This is a genomic window from Citrobacter sp. Ca225, from assembly GCF_030337175.1.
GTDB lineage: Bacteria > Pseudomonadota > Gammaproteobacteria > Enterobacterales > Enterobacteriaceae > Citrobacter_A > Citrobacter_A amalonaticus.
Map to the genome: position 1 here is coordinate 14,992 of NZ_JAOWCD010000054.1, position 15,444 is coordinate 30,435.

The 15,444-nt window shown below is 47.0% G+C and carries 17 protein-coding genes and 2 pseudogenes; 10 read left to right on the forward strand and 9 right to left on the reverse strand.

Translation table 11 applies throughout. The annotated features are described in order from the left end of the window. The first annotated feature begins 31 nt into the window (after nt 1-31). From OGW13_RS05485 to OGW13_RS05520, 8 genes are read left to right on the forward strand one after another with little or no spacing between them, the layout of a single operon-like run. Entirely contained in the window at nt 32-1,333 is a 1,302-nt protein-coding gene (locus tag OGW13_RS05485) for a DNA circularization protein (RefSeq protein ID WP_216526399.1), read from the forward strand. Then, nucleotides 1,330-2,409, forward strand: a complete 1,080-nt coding sequence (locus OGW13_RS05490; RefSeq protein WP_216526400.1) for a phage baseplate assembly protein — start codon at nt 1,330-1,332, stop codon at nt 2,407-2,409. The genes OGW13_RS05485 and OGW13_RS05490 overlap by 4 nt, the downstream gene beginning before the upstream one ends. Beyond that, nucleotides 2,409-2,957, forward strand: coding sequence for a phage baseplate assembly protein V (locus OGW13_RS05495; protein WP_216526401.1), 549 nt, complete (start codon nt 2,409-2,411; stop codon nt 2,955-2,957). The genes OGW13_RS05490 and OGW13_RS05495 overlap by 1 nt, the downstream gene beginning before the upstream one ends. Beyond that, nucleotides 2,957-3,382, forward strand: a complete 426-nt coding sequence (locus tag OGW13_RS05500; protein WP_046401754.1) for a phage GP46 family protein — start codon at nt 2,957-2,959, stop codon at nt 3,380-3,382. Before OGW13_RS05495 ends, OGW13_RS05500 begins: the two co-directional genes overlap by 1 nt. Continuing rightward, on the forward strand, nt 3,369-4,427 hold the full coding sequence (locus OGW13_RS05505; protein ID WP_287115782.1) for a baseplate J/gp47 family protein: 1,059 nt from the start codon (nt 3,369-3,371) through the stop codon (nt 4,425-4,427). The genes OGW13_RS05500 and OGW13_RS05505 overlap by 14 nt, the downstream gene beginning before the upstream one ends. Beyond that, nucleotides 4,418-5,002 carry a YmfQ family protein gene (locus tag OGW13_RS05510; RefSeq protein ID WP_216526403.1) on the forward strand — a complete coding sequence of 195 codons (585 nt, stop codon included), beginning with the start codon at nt 4,418-4,420 and terminating at the stop codon, nt 5,000-5,002. The genes OGW13_RS05505 and OGW13_RS05510 overlap by 10 nt, the downstream gene beginning before the upstream one ends. Before the next feature lie 3 nt (nt 5,003-5,005). Further along, nucleotides 5,006-5,716 carry a phage tail protein gene (locus OGW13_RS05515; protein ID WP_216526404.1) on the forward strand — a complete coding sequence of 237 codons (711 nt, stop codon included), beginning with the start codon at nt 5,006-5,008 and terminating at the stop codon, nt 5,714-5,716. Continuing rightward, the gene (locus OGW13_RS05520; protein WP_321202180.1) at nt 5,713-6,312 is read left to right on the forward strand and encodes a tail fiber assembly protein; all 600 of its coding nucleotides are present in this window, start codon (nt 5,713-5,715) and stop codon (nt 6,310-6,312) included. Before OGW13_RS05515 ends, OGW13_RS05520 begins: the two co-directional genes overlap by 4 nt. Nucleotides 6,313-6,351: 39 nt before the next feature. Here OGW13_RS05520 and OGW13_RS05525 read toward each other — a convergent pair whose 3' ends face one another. Next, nucleotides 6,352-8,316, reverse strand: coding sequence for an acyltransferase family protein (locus OGW13_RS05525; RefSeq protein WP_216526405.1), 1,965 nt, complete (start codon nt 8,314-8,316; stop codon nt 6,352-6,354). Nucleotides 8,317-8,862: 546 nt separating this feature from the next. Further along, on the reverse strand, nt 8,863-9,102 hold the full coding sequence (locus OGW13_RS05530) for a DinI family protein (RefSeq protein ID WP_044266554.1): 240 nt from the start codon (nt 9,100-9,102) through the stop codon (nt 8,863-8,865). Between the two features lie 81 nt (nt 9,103-9,183). Between OGW13_RS05530 and OGW13_RS05535 the strand changes: the two are divergent. Continuing rightward, nucleotides 9,184-9,561: pseudogene (locus tag OGW13_RS05535) on the forward strand (HumD family translesion DNA polymerase); the annotation flags it as partial. 176 nt (nt 9,562-9,737) lie between these two features. On the opposite strand, the gene OGW13_RS05540 reads toward OGW13_RS05535, so the two are convergent. The 3 genes from OGW13_RS05540 to OGW13_RS05550 are packed head-to-tail and all read right to left on the reverse strand — an operon-like array spanning nt 9,738 to nt 10,776. Next, the gene (locus tag OGW13_RS05540) at nt 9,738-9,899 is read right to left on the reverse strand and encodes a hypothetical protein (RefSeq protein WP_164972480.1); all 162 of its coding nucleotides are present in this window, start codon (nt 9,897-9,899) and stop codon (nt 9,738-9,740) included. Further along, nucleotides 9,886-10,425, reverse strand: coding sequence for an ImmA/IrrE family metallo-endopeptidase (locus OGW13_RS05545; protein ID WP_233608987.1), 540 nt, complete (start codon nt 10,423-10,425; stop codon nt 9,886-9,888). Before OGW13_RS05545 ends, OGW13_RS05540 begins: the two co-directional genes overlap by 14 nt. Next, entirely contained in the window at nt 10,426-10,776 is a 351-nt protein-coding gene (locus OGW13_RS05550) for a helix-turn-helix domain-containing protein (RefSeq protein ID WP_058107919.1), read from the reverse strand. A gap of 416 nt (nt 10,777-11,192) precedes the next feature. Between OGW13_RS05550 and OGW13_RS05555 the strand changes: the two genes are divergently transcribed. Then, nucleotides 11,193-11,954 carry a BRO-N domain-containing protein gene (locus tag OGW13_RS05555; protein ID WP_020899111.1) on the forward strand — a complete coding sequence of 254 codons (762 nt, stop codon included), beginning with the start codon at nt 11,193-11,195 and terminating at the stop codon, nt 11,952-11,954. Nucleotides 11,955-12,440: 486 nt separating this feature from the next. On the opposite strand, the pseudogene OGW13_RS05560 reads toward OGW13_RS05555, so the two are convergent. The 4 genes and pseudogenes from OGW13_RS05560 to tnpA all read right to left on the reverse strand — a co-directional run. Then, a pseudogene (locus OGW13_RS05560) lies at nt 12,441-13,007 on the reverse strand (primase-like DNA-binding domain-containing protein); the annotation flags it as partial. Nucleotides 13,008-13,048: 41 nt separating this feature from the next. After that, nucleotides 13,049-14,584: an IS66 family transposase gene (gene tnpC / locus OGW13_RS05565; RefSeq protein WP_001000406.1), complete on the reverse strand. Its 1,536-nt coding sequence runs from the start codon at nt 14,582-14,584 to the stop codon at nt 13,049-13,051. A 49-nt stretch (nt 14,585-14,633) separates the two neighbouring features. Further along, the gene (tnpB, locus tag OGW13_RS05570) at nt 14,634-14,981 is read right to left on the reverse strand and encodes an IS66 family insertion sequence element accessory protein TnpB (RefSeq protein ID WP_000609174.1); all 348 of its coding nucleotides are present in this window, start codon (nt 14,979-14,981) and stop codon (nt 14,634-14,636) included. Continuing rightward, nucleotides 14,978-15,361, reverse strand: coding sequence for an IS66-like element accessory protein TnpA (tnpA, locus tag OGW13_RS25680; protein WP_001201739.1), 384 nt, complete (start codon nt 15,359-15,361; stop codon nt 14,978-14,980). The genes tnpB and tnpA overlap by 4 nt, the downstream gene beginning before the upstream one ends. Between the last annotated feature and the right edge of the window lie 83 nt (nt 15,362-15,444).

A 15,444-nucleotide genomic window follows, 5' to 3' on the forward strand; every position in this document is an offset into this window, starting at 1 on the left:
ATCGGCGGGTTTTTTATTGCCCGGAGTTTATATGGCGTGGAAAGACAGACTGGTTGAAGCGTCGTTTCGCGGCGTTCCGTTCAAGGTGGAAGATGAAGGGGCCCCGGTAGGACGTCGGGTTGAAACGCATGAATACCCAAACCGCGATAAACCTTATAGCGAGGACTTAGGAAGGGTAACGCTACGTCCTGGCATCACCGCCTATGTGATCGGAGATGACTGCTTTGATCAACGTGACAGACTTATTGAGGCACTAAACAAACCGGGACCGGGTACCCTGGTACATCCGACCTATGGGGAAATCAGTGTCTGTGTTGACGGAGAGATCAATGTCAGCACCGCAAGCAGTGAAGGGCGCATGGTGCGTTTCGATCTGCGGTTCGTTGAGGCCGGGGAACTTTCATATCCAACGGCTGGCACTGCAACGGCAAATACACTGGTTTCATCCTGCTCAGCGCTAGATGACTGTATCAGCGATAGCTTTGATCAGTTTGGTATGGATGGCATGCCAGACTTTGTTCAGGGCGGTGTATTAGATGATGCAAAGAGTATGCTCGGTTTTGTATCAGATAAAATGGCGATGGTTGATTCTGGTATTTCTTCTGCTGCCCGATTATTGCAGGGCGATATTTCAGTGTTATTGCCTCCGCCATCATCAGGTAAGGGTTTCATTGAACAACTACAGACGATGTGGCGTGCCGGCAATCGTCTGTCAGGTAATGCCAGCGATCTTTACACCATGATTAAAAATTTCTCAGGCATAACATTGGGGAGTGATCTTGCTCCCCGTGGTGTCTGGAAAACTGACAGCACGACGACGAAAAACAGAACGCAACAGAGCAATTATGTTGCCAGTGCGATCCGAACGACTGCAATCAGTGAAGCCGCGTACACGGTGACAAGTTTGCCTGCATCGGTAACACCTGCGCGTGATGCCACACAGGAAACAACTGGCTGGCCGGTTGTATCGCATCCGGCATTGAATAATGCCCAGGAAGAAACGGTTTCTGTAGATTTGCCTACATGGGATGAGTTAGTCGATGTGCGCGACACACTGAATGATGCCATTGACAAAGAGTTATCTCGCATCATGGATGATCGCCTTTTTCTGGCGCTCCGCAGAGTGAAATCTGATCTCAATAACGATATTAAAACCCGGTTAACTCAGGCGTCAAAGACTGTCATAAGAACCCCTGATGAGGTTACACCCGCGCTGGTTCTGGCTGCCACATGGTTTGATAATGCGGATCGCGAGTCAGATATCGTAAAGCGTAACGCTGTGGCACATCCTGGCTTCGTTCCAGTGTCTCCGTTGAGGGTTCCTGTACGATGAACGATAACGTAACGCTACGTGTAAACGGGCGGGAATGGGGCGGCTGGACATCTGTTCGCATAGGCGCAGGTATTGAGCGCATCGCGCGCGACTTCAGCGTTGAAATCACCCGCGAGTGGCCTGGTGGTGAGGGCTCTGACTCGCTACAGCCAAAAGTGAAAAATGGCGACAAGGTAGAAGTCCTCATCGGGGATGACCTGGTCATTACTGGCTGGGTGGAGGCGACGCCGGTTCGCTATGACGCGAGGTCAATCAGCACCGGGATCAGCGGTCGCAGTCTGACGGCCGACCTTATTGACTGTTCCGCAGAACCAACCCAGTTCAACGGGCAATCGCTTGTTCAGGTTGCCACTGCACTGGCGAAACCATTTGGCATATCTGTCGTGGATTCGGGTGCCCCTGCTGCGGCAATACCGGGCGTTCAGCCAGATCATGGTGAAACGGTTATTGAAGTCCTCAATAAAATGCTTGGTCAGCAACAGGCGCTGGCATACGACGATCCGAAAGGGCGTCTGGTTATCGGCATACCGGGTTCCACGCGGGCGCATACCGCCCTGGTGTTGGGGCAAAACGTTATTTCCTGTGATACCGAAAAAAGTATCCGCGACCGCTTTTCAACTTATCAGGTCTCCGGCCAGCGCGCCGGGAATGATAATGATTTTGGGGCAGCAACCACTACGGCTCTGAGGTCAAAAACTGCTGATGCAGGAATAGGGCGCTATCGTCCAATGGTTGTGCAGCAGACAGGACAATCAACAGGAGCAAGCTGTATTGCCCGCGCTGAGTTTGAAGCCAGACAACGTGCCGCACGTACCGACGAAACCACTTATGTGGTCTGGGGCTGGCGACAGGGTGACGGCTCGCTCTGGCAACCGAATCAGCGCGTCATCGTTTTTGACCCTGTATGCGGATTCAATAACCGCGAATTGCTCATTTCTGAAGTGTCATTCACCAAAGACAATAACGGCACATTAGCGGAAATTCGCGTCGGGCCGCCGGATGCTTATCTTCCTGAACCGGAAGATGAGAAGCAGAAACGTACTAAAAAACGAAAAGCCAAAGAGGACCCGTTCTGATGGGCGTAATGCAAAGCCTGCAGAGGCAGGTGCTTTGTCTGATTGGTCGCGCAGTCGTAAAAAGTATTGATGTTGCCAGTAAATGCCAGATGGTAGATGTTGAACTTATCGGTGCCCAGACGAAAGCAGGTATAGAACATCTGGAGCATTACGGGTTTACCTCTCACGCGAAGCCGGGAGCTGAAGGCGTGGTTCTGTTCCCTGATGGTGACAGATCACACGGCATTGTGATTGCGGTTGCTGATCGCCGGTACCGGCTTCGCGGACTGGAAGAGGGTGAAGTCGCACTGTATGACGATCTCGGGCAGAAGGTTCATCTCACCCGTTCTGGAATTATCGTTGATGGAGCCGGGAAGCTAATCCGGTTTGTTAATGCCCCAAAAGCCCGTTTTGAAATGGATATCGAGGTAACGGGGCATATTAAGGATCTGTGTGATTCCGGCGGGCTGACGATGTCAGCGATGCGGATTGTCTATAACGGTCATAAACACAAAGAAAACGGGCAGGGTAACAACACTGATACCCCGGCCAGTCAGATGGGGGAATGATGGAACTCTGGCTTACGGTAAATGGTAAGCGGGTTAGCGTCAGTTCGTCGCTGAACCCGCTGGTCAGGGCTGTGGTTATTTCACTTTTTACACATCGTCGTGCAGACCCTGACGACAATGCTGATGTCCCTATGGGCTGGTGGGGCGATACATGGCCCGTTGTTGCTAATGATCGTTACGGTTCAAAACTGTGGCTGTTACAACGCAGCAAGTTGACCAATGCCCTGGTGAATAAGGTCCGAATTTATCTGCGTGATGCACTTCAGTGGATGATTGATGATGGGGTGGTATCACGTATCGACATCGATATTCAGCGAACCGGTATTAACGAACTCGGTAATCAAATTGTACTCTGGCGCCGGGACGGGCCGGTTACCATTTCCTTTAATGATTTATGGAGCGTAATCACTCATGGCGGACAGTGAATTCCAGCGGCCAACACTGGCTGAAAATATCAGCATGATACGCACCGATCTCTTTGCCCGTCTGGATATCAATGATGAACTTCGCCGGATGGATGAGGATGTCAGGGCCAAAGTCTATGCCGGGGCATTACATACGGTTTACGGGTATATCGATTATCTGGCAATGAATATGCTGCCTGATCTATGTGATGAGGGATGGCTTGCCCGTCATGCTGCCATGAAGCGGTGTCCGAGAAAGGCCGCAACAGCAGCGGCTGGTTTCATGCGATGGGAGGGCGTGGCTGACAATCTGACAGTCAAAGCCGGGGCCATTATCCAGCGTGATGATTTTGTTCAGTACACAACGACGGCCGATGCTAAAAGTGCTGGTGGCGTATTGCGGCTACCCATAATTTGTAATGTTAATGGCACTACAGGAAATGCGGACGACGGCACTTCGCTGTCTCTTGTCACTCCGGTTAATGGGCTGCCATCTGGCGGGATGGCTGACACGCTGGCGGGTGGTGTTGATGTAGAGGATGTTGAAGAGTGGCGATCGAGAGTTCTTGAGCGCTACTACTGGACACCACAGGGTGGCGCAGATGGTGATTATATTGTCTGGGCTAAAGAGGTTCCCGGGATCACCCGCGCCTGGACTTACCGTCACTGGATGGGGACAGGCACTGTTGGTGTGATGGTCGCGAGTAGTGACCTGATCAATCCGATACTGGATGACGCAACTGTCGCAGCCGCGCAGGCGCATATTGAACCACTGGCTCCTGTGGCGGGTTCTGATTTATATGTTTTCAAAGCGAGACCGAAAACCATCGATTTCACTATTGATCTGAATCCGGACAATGCTGAAACACGAGCAGAGGTAGTGGCAGAACTTCGTTCTTTTCTCCTTCGTGATGGTTATCCGGAGGGGGTTCTTGAGCTGTCGCGTATCAATGAAGCCATCTCAATTGCTGCTGGTGAGCGCAGCCACAAACTGATTGCGCCGGCGGCTGATACGCCGATCGCGAAGAATGAACTGGCCGTTCTTGGAGGCGTAACGTGGCAGTGAATGAAGATGATTATATTCACCTGCTCGCCGCTCTTCTTCCGCCAGGGCCAGCCTGGACAGTTGATGATGTGGCGATAAAGGGGACCGCCCCCTCATTACTCAGGGTGCATCAGCGCGCTGATTCACTGATGCTGGAAATCGATCCACGAACAACCACAGAACTGATTAATCGCTGGGAAAAATGCTGTGCTTTACCTGATGAATGTATTCCATCCGGAACCCAGACAATACGTCAGCGCCAACAACGGCTTGATGCAAAAGTTAACCTGGCTGGTGGGATCAAAGAGGCGTTTTATCTGGCCCAGCTTATTGCTCTTGGAAAGCCTGGGGCAACTATCACGCGATACGATAAAAGCACATTTACCTGCACTTCAAAATGTACGGATGGTGTGTATTCCACGGACTGGCGGTATTACTGGCAGGTCAATATGCCGTCATCGGCAGAAATAACCTGGATGACCTGCAACGATCCCTGTGATTCACCGATCATAATCTGGGGAGACACTATTGTGGAGTGTGTCCTCAATAAGCTTTGCCCTTCTCATACCTACGTAATTTTCAAATATCCGGAGTAATTCATGCACCGTATAGATACAGCAACTGCGCAGAAAGATAAATTCGGCGCGGGTAAGAACGGCTTTACCCGAGGAAATCCCCAGACCGGAACCCCGGCGACTGATCTGGACGATGATTATTTTGACATGCTGCAGGAAGAACTTTGTGGATTAGTTGAGGCCGCAGGCCTAGTCCTTGATAAAGGAAAACATAATCAACTTCTGGATTCTTTATTTAGAATCGGAGCTGGAGCACCACCTATAGGAATTCCGTTTTTCTGGCCTTTGGCGGTGATGCCCAATACCGTCATGGATGAATGGGAAAATATGGTGTTTCTGAAGCCTAACGGCGCATCATTCTCTGCCGAGACGTACCCAAAACTGGCACGTGTCTGGACTGGGCTGGTTATTCCGGACATGCGCGGCGAATTCCCACGTATCTGGGACGATGGACGTGGTATTGATAGTGGACGAGCACTACTGTCAGCACAAGGTGATGCTATCAGGAATATAGTTGGTACGGTCAATGGGGTGGTAACTAACGCAACATCGCAAGAAATTGTTGATAACTTTGTTACAGGAGCATTCTCAGGGAAAATTCAATCTGGGGCAACTTCAATCACAAGTGCAGGATATCGATATGATGCAAAATTTGATGTTTCAACAGTCGTACCCACTGCAAACGAGAATCGTTCACGTAATATTGCACTTAATTTCCTGATAAGGGCTAAATGATGAAACCTGTATTTGATGATAATGGACTGGCTATTGAAGAGGGGAATATTCGTTGTTTTTATTACTGCCCGACAACTGGTGAATATACTGGATGCTCAGATGAATATATTTACGTCGGTGTGAGTATGCCAGGAAATTCTACTGATATCGAACCGGGTAAATACATTGCGGAAAGGGTATATCTGTTCAATGGTGTTGGCTGGCAACTGGAGGAAGATCATCGCGGTGTAACCGTTTATTCGCTGGATAATAAAGCACCGTTAGTCGTGGACTACATTGGACCGTTAAAAGAGGGATTTGTTGCTGCTGAGCCATTGTCTATGTTCGATAAGTGGGACGGTAATAAATGGATCAAAAATATAGAGGCCGAACATACTGCGCTGGTATTTGATGCTGAGTTGCAAAAGCAGTATCTCATAACGCAGGCCAACGACTATATAAATCGTAAGCAGTGGCCCGGAAAAGCAGTTATGGTACGGCTTAGCGATACAGAAAAGGCGCAGTATTCTTTGTGGCTGGATTATCTCGACGCGCTAGAAGTTGTTGATATCTCCAGCGCGCCAGATATTAACTGGCCTGCATCTCCAGCAGCTTAGCGTTTTAAAAGCAGTTAGCCAGTACTAACTGGTTAACTGCTACATTGCTAATTTATCTATAACAAGCTTTACACCAGAATAGGAAAGATGGCTACCTTGATTATATAGCCCTCCATTTTTGTTAATTATCTGACACCCATTGACATCGCATAGCGTATCAACAGGGCGAATGATCTCTACATCATTTACCCCCTTAAGCACCGTATCCAGTTTTTCGCTAAATATTCTAGCTTCATTTATTCCTCTTGTGTTTTTCTCATAAATCACTGATTCTATTTTAGAGTTTGCGTTTTTAATTAGAGAGAAATAATGGTTTTTAACATCTTCACTAACTGATGGAACTGGGTAAATAATAATTATCTTGTGACCCATTTTTGAAAGTTTTTTTATGTTTAAGGAGAATCTATTCCATACAATATTTTCAGAAATACTCTCTCCTGCAGTTATGTTACTTCTGCCGTCTTCTAATGGACTTTTAGTTTCTAGTTTCCCTTTCGAAAAATATCTATAATCGGCAGTTATAACAATTGTTTTCTTCTCTTGAAATTTGTTGATTACACTCCATCTGCGTTCGTTAATTAAAGAACATTCAGCAACATTTCCAAACCAAACTCCATCAATGAATGGACATTGCTCATATGATAATGATAATAAACCATGACCATTCTGAAGAAGTTTTTCGTTTAGGTAAAAATCATACATGCCAGCATAACTATCACCTATGGTGACCCACGAGGAATCGCCAGATGAACATGCTTTCTGTGGATCTCTTAGAACGCAAGAATCGCTTATTATTCCTGTGCGAAAGTTTGGACCAGGCTGTCCTTTAAGTCTTCGGAATTCGGGTGAATTATAGTTTTTGTATATATCCTGTGCCATATCAGAAAGACGTGAAACATCACCATCAGTAATTTTTATATATTGAGTAATTGATATAAGAAATGCTATCGTTATAAACGAGATTTGTTTTTTCAATAGATTGTATTTTTTGTTTCTAAAAATATTTTCAATAAAATAATAGGATAATATTGCGATTAGTATAGAAAGTACTATAAGTAGCATTCCATTTAAATTGTCAATTTTACCAAATACAATGCGATAGAAAACAAAAACTGGCTGATGGAACAAATACAGAGAGTATGAAATCGCCCCAATGAAAACAATTGGTTTTAAAGAAAGTAATGATCCTGTTAAACTTCCTCTCTCTGAGTACAATATTAATAAGCAGACACCTAAAACTAGCATCAATGCAGGCCATGACGGATGTGGCATTGAATCTGTAACAAGTAATAACGATGCGATTACTAGAGATATACCTACGAAAGAAAAAATATTATTTCTTTTTTTTCTACCTATAAGCGAGATAATCGTTCCTGATAATAACTCCCATGATCTTGTTGGTAGAAGATAAAAAGCTGAATTTATGTCTATCCTTGATAGATACACAGAATAGGCAAAAGAAGTAATCCAAGCTAAACACACAATGAATAAGGTGTTGTTTTTCGCGATTTTAATAATAACGAAAAGCAATAGGGGAAATATGATATAGAATTGCCATTCAACTGAAAGACTCCACGTATGTAGTAATGGCTTCAAATCACTTGATTCTGACACATATGAATCTTCAGAGCTAAAAAAAATATTTGAAAAAAACAATAGTGATGATAATAGTGACTCGCCGTATGCTAAGAAACTATCTGGCAATAAATAATAGTAGGCAAGGAAGAAAGAAATAAACAACATTGCGCTCAAAGCTGGAATTATTCTTTTTGCTCTGCCAATATAAAAATCAACAAATGAAAAGTTGTGTTCCTTAACTGAATTTAAAATTATTGATGAGATTAAGAATCCTGATAAAACAAAAAAAATATCAACACCTAGAAAACCACCCGGTAGAAAAACTTTTCCAAAGAAAGTAATTTTAGCATGGTATACAAGTACTGATAAAACAGCTATAGCTCTTAATCCGTCTAGTTCAGGCCTGTAATTTAATTTTTGATTCATTTTTATTACTTTGTATGGCAACATTTAGTCGTGATAGCTATTGTATGATAATATGTCAATGAATTCAACGCCATATGTTAATTGCATCACATGTCAAATCATGGGAGTGTCTATTATTCTCCGTTCAACATGTTCACACTTAGTGAACAAGAGCAGGCATTTTTCAGTGGGTTATGACAGAAGGGAATGGTAACCGTCATAAAAATTAGCGATAAATTACAATGCTGTGTGTGGACACTTTACGAGAAATTTCCAATCGGAGAAAGGTAGATGACTGCTAGTCACAAGAATATGATTAGCAGCAGTGGATTACATCCAACCTCGTTTCCCTTGTCTCACGGCTTCCATAATGGCCGCTCCTGTATGCTCGTATTCAGGAAGCGAGAGAACTTGCCAACTTTTCCGCAGGAATGCCAGGATGCAGCAACGTTCACCTACGGTACCCTTGATGGCAAAGTTGCGCATGTTATCCGGTGGGATGGGGAGACGCTCGCCGGGTTTAGGGAAATAAATTCTGATCCCCGATATGATCAAGCTGTCCATAGTTCACTCGCTCACCAGCCACATGTCAGATTCTTCGAACATTTCCTCAAGCATGCGGTTCAGCCTTTCTTTCTCTGTTTTTGTGCAGTCGCTGTTTAAAGCATTGGCCTGCATTGGCTTTACCTTCACCTCGGCATCGGGAAAAATCCGGTGCACCCGCTTTGTCAGTTCTGCCAGAATGATGTTACTTGCACCTGGCAACCCTGCAACGTTTCTCTTGTCATAAACCAGCTCGACAAACATTTTACCTTCTCCTTTTACTGGTTGGATATACAGTATATATACTGTGTTTTTATCCAGTGTCAATAGTAGATAGAGGTAACTATGGGCTTCCCTTCTCCGACAGCGGACTACGTTGAGCGCCACATATCGCTAGACGAGAAATTTATTGAGCATCCATCAGCTACATACTTCATGAGAGCAGGGCAGACATACTGGAGAGAAGGCATCATAAATGGTGCCTTGTTAGTGGTAGATAGCTCCCTGTTACCTTGCGATGGTTCTCTGCTCATCTGTAGGATAGATGGTGATCTAAAGATAAAACGCTTCCGCCTGCACCCAAGACCTCACCTGGTGAACTTGGAGAACGGTAAGCGCGAAGAGATACCAGACTCAACGGGTGACTACAATGTGACTTCTACAGTATTTGGGGTGATCACCTACATCATTAATGATGCTAGGAATGCAGAGTTTGATGATTGTCGTCTATATAATAAAAAAGGCCCGGGGGGAAACCAGGGCCTTTGCTTAGTGAAGATTAACCACGATACTTAGAAACTGGAATCTTGATCGGAAAGGCTGAAAGACCTTTCTGATGAGCGAAGATTCGCTTACCCTTTACAGTAATAAAAGGGCGATAAATAGTGATATACTCTTCGTTACTGGCGTTTGTAATACTCATGTATAGGTACCTTTAAAGTTTCGCTGTTGACAAAACCTAAGGTAAGCGTATACTCACAACCGCCAAGTTTTTCGTATTCGCTTACGATAGGAGAAGCCAGCGACAGCGGTTCGCTGGCTTTTTCGTTATCTTTTAACATTTTTTCTCATCCACGTTTCAGCTGCCTGCAAGCTAACCCCGAATGTTATGCTAACGTCCTCAGCATTCATCGCTGGAGAGACTAATCTTGCATCTATAAGGAAATGGCTGGCAAAGACATCTGCTTGCCACTCACTGTCCTCATAAATTTTGTGTCCACCATTGCTCTTACTGCGAGCGTATGCTCCTTGATTGCGGTGCATAATCAGATGACCAATTTCGTGTGCAACAGTAAATCGAGCATGATTTTCTCCACTACAGAGGGCATCATAAACAGACTGCTGCAAAACAATCTTGTTTTTGTCTGGGTAAGTCACTGCGTACCGTTTAGGCAACTCGTGATCTTCCACAATTTCAAGGTCGATGCTTTCTGAGGCCATAAGACCTTCTAGCAATACATCCAGTCTCAGATATGTATGATTCGATATCTGAAGAACATCCCTCAAACGCTGCGCATAAGATTTAATCATGTCATTGCTGAGAGGTGAAACGCGATGGCCAAGTTCTCGTTTCGCAATAGTCATCATCTAGTCCTTTAACATTTTGTTGAGTTTATCAAGCTGTTCAGGACTCAGATCTTTGAACTTACGGGCAAAGACAAGCATCAATTCTTTATTCTGATCCTCTGCATCGGACATATCGACTTTCAGCGATGGTTGAGAAATCTCAGCCTGTTTCCTAAGGTCGCTGGCTTCTTGACCACTTAATCCGAATACAGCAGCTACTGAATTTACTAATGAGTCAGGTATGGCTCGCTTACCTAATTCAATGGCTGACAAGTAAGCTGAGCTCACCCCCAACATATCAGCCATATTCTTGAGTACCATACCCCGGTCTATTCTCAGTTTTCTGAGAGCTTTACCAAAGCTAGTTACCATGTTGTGCCTCCTACAAGTCCTGCTTACTTTATACTGAAAGCCAAACTCAAAATCAACAAAATCTGTAGAAATTTTTAAGCTCAACGTGTGCACTTAATTTACAAATTTTTTTCTCCAAGTGCAATGCTTAACCCAAAATAACTATATATTGTATGTGCGTTGGTTTTTGTGTCTGCATATAGTTCACTCTCAACCACCATCTTTCAGAACCAAGCATTGTGTTTATAGCAGTTCCGGGGAAGAAGAACGGAGAGGTTGGTGATGTGGATGTGATTATTTTTTGAACAGCTCGGAGTTAGGGGGAATTCATCCTAAGTGTACGATTTTTCAGTTTTGTAGGAAAATGTGACTTATTACTATACCCATGACAATTTTGCTGCCGACGGTATAATCAAAAAAACTAAGGAGGGGGTAGCGTGCAAAAAAACTTGTTACAACTTTGCTACGAAGGGGAGTGTGGCGAAAATTACATTCGTAGTATGAACGAAAAAGGACAACTTTTTGTTTCACTCTCGGACGTTTTGAAGACTCTTTCAGCAGAAAACAGAAAGCTTGATGGTAAAACATCCCAAAGTCTTATCACTGTTCTTAAAGCAGTAATTAAGACGCTAGATCCAGATGAATTCAGAAACGTCCCTCTTATTGTAGATGGCGAGACAATTTCTGAAACTTTCCTCACTGAGCCAGGTTTATACAGGGTCCTTGCTCAAGATACGACGGCAGCAGGGAAAAAATTCCAACGTTGGCTCTTTCATAGTGTTCTGCCCTCAATTCGCGAGTTTGGGGTTTATCCGCCCCCTCCTAAGCAGGAACGTTCGGAACTGAGTGCTTTCGCAAATAGTCTTCAGCAAACAGTTCAAGCTTTAGTGATGGAGATTGAAAGGCGCGAAGAACTCGAGAGCCGGGTAAACCAGGTTGAACTAAAAGTTAACTCGTTAGAAAGTTTAAGGGATTTATCAAAATTCAGGAGTGTTCCGCAACGTCTGTTAGAACTTGAGCTTGAGGGATACTCTGTCGAGGAGATCTGGCAGTGGTGTGAGAAACTACGTAGCGAAACTGGTGCCGAGAAGATTAAATGTCCTTCAGGGATTAATATCAACACTTGCTATCCATTGGCTCTGGTTGATGAAGCAATCACACTTTATCAAAAAGTTATCGAGGCAAGAATTCGGCCTTGAGCTAATGAGTGACAAAAAAGCCCGCATCAGCGGGCTTTTTTGTCACTCGGGAGCCGCGGCTCCTTTGCGTATCCTTTTTTGTCCCCTCACCGTCTGGTCGGTGTCTTGCTGAGACTGCTAACTTCCTGTTATTGCTAGCGATGTCCTATCACTGTCCAATCATGATTGGGGGCTGGCGGAGTCTGAATTTGTATGTTATATCTATGTTTTAATTGGTTATTTATTTAAGTTGTTTTTGTTTGTATACCTAAGCGTATACCAATAGCGGGGTGCAATACTTATTGAACTTTAAAAAAATCACGCTAAATAGGTCTTCTATATTCAAAAAAACTCTTTTTTCAATAAATTGTTCACACTGTTCACTTTGGATTTTTACCATTCAAAATCAAGGAAATAGAAGTTAACTGTACGGTGAAGAGTGAACAGATAACTCTACATTCTTGTGCCAGCAAAAATAAAACCCGGCATCAGCCGGGTTAGTTGTAATTATTTGATTGTTGGCTCATCGCACTTGGGTAGCCAGTCTGCATTACTTTCCTCTTTTAAAGTGAGGTTAGTCTGCATTCCCTGATTAGTTCGCCGTTTCTCATAATGTAGCCCGTACTCCTTCAGCATGACTGGCAACCCTTTGCCAAACATCGTAAGACTCAGGGTGTTTTTATATCCATTAGCCTCCATGTATACGAGGTAGGCATGGTAAAGGTAGGTACGTGGCTGGCGTGGGACAATATTGGCGTTCCCCATAAACATGCCGTTGGTGTCAGGTAATGCCTCAAGATAGCCACAAAAATCAAATGCTGGATCAGCATCACGCTTGATGGTGAGAGCCTCATCAGAATTCTGCTGCGACTGAAGCAATGTTCTGGCGCTCATCGGATCGCTGAAACGCTGCATGAGCTGGCGAACAATCACAGCCAGTTCTCGTGCAATTTTATCTTTCAGCTGCGGATCGCGTTCTTCCGGTGCTATCTGCTCAGGAAAATGCAGAATAACTCTCCTGCGGGACACACCACCACTGCGATCAGTGAAGCGCATAGGATTATTATTTACGGCGTAAGCGTGCAGTGAGAACCGTATTGACGAAGTGAAGCTGGTCAGGCAGGCAGAGTAACCCGCCACGGGAGCAGAGCACCCACCCGGTTCACAGGCCAGTCGGCGATGACATCAAGTACATGATGCAGATAGCGTTCCGGATCCACGCCGTTTAATTTGCACGTCCCGATAAGACTGTACAGTGACGCACCGCGCTCACCACCATGATCCGAGCCGAAGAACAGCCAGTTTTTTCTCCCCAGACTGACCAGTCGTAGGGCGTTTTCGGCAATGTTATTATCCACCTCCACCCAGCCATCTTCTGCATAGCGGGTCAGCGCCGGCCACTGGTTCAGCGCATACCCGAACGCCTTCGCCAGTTCTGAGTGCCTTGAGAGGGTTTTCTGTTTCTCCCGCAGCCACCCCTCCAGTGACGCCAGCAGCGGCAGCACTTTTTGGTGCCGGACTGCCTGCCGTTCCTCTGCTCTTTTACCTCTGAGCTCCGACTCGATGGCATACAGCTCGCCGATCCGTTTCAGCGCCTCCTCCGTCAGGGCTGACGGGGTACGGACGTGAACATCGTGGATTTTTCGGCGGGCATGGGCCCAGCACGCGGCTTCCTTTATATGGCCGTCGCGGTAGAGCTCGTTGAACCCGGCGTAGGCATCAGCCTGCAGTACGCCACTGAAGCCTGCAAGATGGGTCTGAGGGTGGATACCTTTTCTGTCCGGGCTGTAAGCGAACCACACTGCGGGGGCCAGCGCTGATCCGGCGTTGCGGTCGTCTCGAACGTACGTCCATAAGCGCCCGGTCTTCGTCTTCTTATTGCCCGGCAACAGCACCGGGACAGGCGTATCGTCAGCATGGAGTTTGCCGTCGGTCAGGACATAGTGCTGAAGGGCTTCATCCAGCGGTGCCAGCAGACGACAACACGCATCCACCCAGCCCGACAGTACAGAACGACTCAACACTACACCCTGGCGGGCATAGATCTCCGACTGGCGATACAGCGGTGTGTGCTCTGCATACTTTGAGGTCAGCACTCGGGCCAGCAGCCCCGGTCCGGCGATCCCCCGTTCGATGGGGCGCGAAGGAGCCGGGGCCTGAACGATGCGATCGCACCGACGGCAGGCATGCTTTTCACGGACTGTCCGGATAACCCGGAAGGCGCTGCGCATCAGCTCCAGCTGTTCGGCGGCATCCTCACCCAGGTAACTCAGCGAACCACCGCACTCCGGGCAACACGGCTCAGTCGGCAGCAGCCGCTTCTCATCCCGTGGGAGTGACTCAGGGAACGGTTTGCGGGTGCGGGTCTGACGCAGCGGGCGCTGCACTGCCGGGTCATCCACCCGGCCGGTCAGCGTATCGCTTTCCTGCTGCAGCAGGTTCAGGTCAGCTTCCATTTGCGCGATACGGCGAGATACCTTTTCGGAACGACTGCCGAAGTTCATCCGGCGCAGCTTATCCAGTTGCGCCTGCAGATGGTCTATTTCGCGTTCCCGGTTGCTCAGCTTTTCCTGCAGGGCGTGGATCAACGCTTCCTGTTCGGCCAGGCGCTGTTTCAGCAGAAGGATGTCGTCAGAAGAGGTATCGTTCATAATCCTGTATTTTACCAGGCTTATTCTGCGACAACCAGGATAAAGAGCGCTACAACATGGTCAGGGATGTCAGTAACCGCTTTGGCTGTCGCCAGTCGATACCTTCCATCAGCATCGCCAGTTGCGCCGGCGTCAGGAACACTTTGCCATCGCGGGCTGAGGGCCAGGCGAAGCGACCACGTTCCAGTCGCTTTGTCAGCAGGCACAGACCATCGCCGGTGGACCAGAGCAGTTTTACCTGACTGCCGCTGCGTCCCCGGAAGATGAAGACGTGGCCGGACATCGGGTCATCTTTCAGCGCGGTCTGCACCTTTGCGGCGAGGCCATTGAAGCCGTTGCGCATATCGGTGATACCGGCAACCAGCCAGATTTTTGTGCCTGCGGGAAGATTTATCATACCGGCCCCCGCATCAGTTCGCGCAGGACAGTGCTCATGAGTTCAGCAGAGGGATGAGTCAGTGTTATTTCTCCTCCCCGACATTTTATGTGGCAGGTAGCGGGAGGAGAGCAGGATGGTAGTTCGAAGGTTGGGAGAGAAGAGCCCGCCTGAAGCTGCACGGGTATCAGGGCAGGAAGCGACGATGAGTTTTTTCGGGGCCGACAGACCCGCCCTTCACGCTGCCAGAGCCTTATCCATTTAAAGAGCAGGTTATCATTGACGTCATGTTTCCGGGCCAGTGCGGCAATACTGCCTTCTTCTTCAAGAGCCAGCCTGACCAGTTCCATTTTGAATTCAGGGGAATAGTGTTTCCGGGGAAGTCTTTCTTTAGCGCGCATGAGGTGTCCACCTGCAAAATAAGTGGGTGCTTAAGTTACAGGATCCTGGATTCGGGACCAGACGGTACTCAGACGACGCTTAC

What these genes read in the sequence shown, in the direction of transcription:
- OGW13_RS05485 (WP_216526399.1), top strand. Translation starts at nt 32, where the DNA reads ATGGCGTGGAAAGACAGACTGGTTGAAGCGTCGTTTCGCGGCGTTCCG.
- OGW13_RS05490 (WP_216526400.1), top strand. Translation starts at nt 1,330, where the DNA reads ATGAACGATAACGTAACGCTACGTGTAAACGGGCGGGAATGGGGCGGC.
- OGW13_RS05495 (WP_216526401.1), top strand. Translation starts at nt 2,409, where the DNA reads ATGGGCGTAATGCAAAGCCTGCAGAGGCAGGTGCTTTGTCTGATTGGT.
- OGW13_RS05500 (WP_046401754.1), top strand. Translation starts at nt 2,957, where the DNA reads ATGGAACTCTGGCTTACGGTAAATGGTAAGCGGGTTAGCGTCAGTTCG.
- OGW13_RS05505 (WP_287115782.1), top strand. Translation starts at nt 3,369, where the DNA reads ATGGCGGACAGTGAATTCCAGCGGCCAACACTGGCTGAAAATATCAGC.
- OGW13_RS05515 (WP_216526404.1), top strand. Translation starts at nt 5,006, where the DNA reads ATGCACCGTATAGATACAGCAACTGCGCAGAAAGATAAATTCGGCGCG.
- OGW13_RS05520 (WP_321202180.1), top strand. Translation starts at nt 5,713, where the DNA reads ATGATGAAACCTGTATTTGATGATAATGGACTGGCTATTGAAGAGGGG.
- OGW13_RS05525 (WP_216526405.1), bottom strand. Translation starts at nt 8,316, where the DNA reads ATGAATCAAAAATTAAATTACAGGCCTGAACTAGACGGATTAAGAGCT.
- OGW13_RS05530 (WP_044266554.1), bottom strand. Translation starts at nt 9,102, where the DNA reads ATGTTTGTCGAGCTGGTTTATGACAAGAGAAACGTTGCAGGGTTGCCA.
- OGW13_RS05540 (WP_164972480.1), bottom strand. Translation starts at nt 9,899, where the DNA reads ATGTTAAAAGATAACGAAAAAGCCAGCGAACCGCTGTCGCTGGCTTCT.
- OGW13_RS05545 (WP_233608987.1), bottom strand. Translation starts at nt 10,425, where the DNA reads ATGATGACTATTGCGAAACGAGAACTTGGCCATCGCGTTTCACCTCTC.
- OGW13_RS05550 (WP_058107919.1), bottom strand. Translation starts at nt 10,776, where the DNA reads ATGGTAACTAGCTTTGGTAAAGCTCTCAGAAAACTGAGAATAGACCGG.
- tnpC (WP_001000406.1), bottom strand. Translation starts at nt 14,584, where the DNA reads ATGAACGATACCTCTTCTGACGACATCCTTCTGCTGAAACAGCGCCTG.
- tnpB (WP_000609174.1), bottom strand. Translation starts at nt 14,981, where the DNA reads ATGATAAATCTTCCCGCAGGCACAAAAATCTGGCTGGTTGCCGGTATC.
- tnpA (WP_001201739.1), bottom strand. Translation starts at nt 15,361, where the DNA reads ATGCGCGCTAAAGAAAGACTTCCCCGGAAACACTATTCCCCTGAATTC.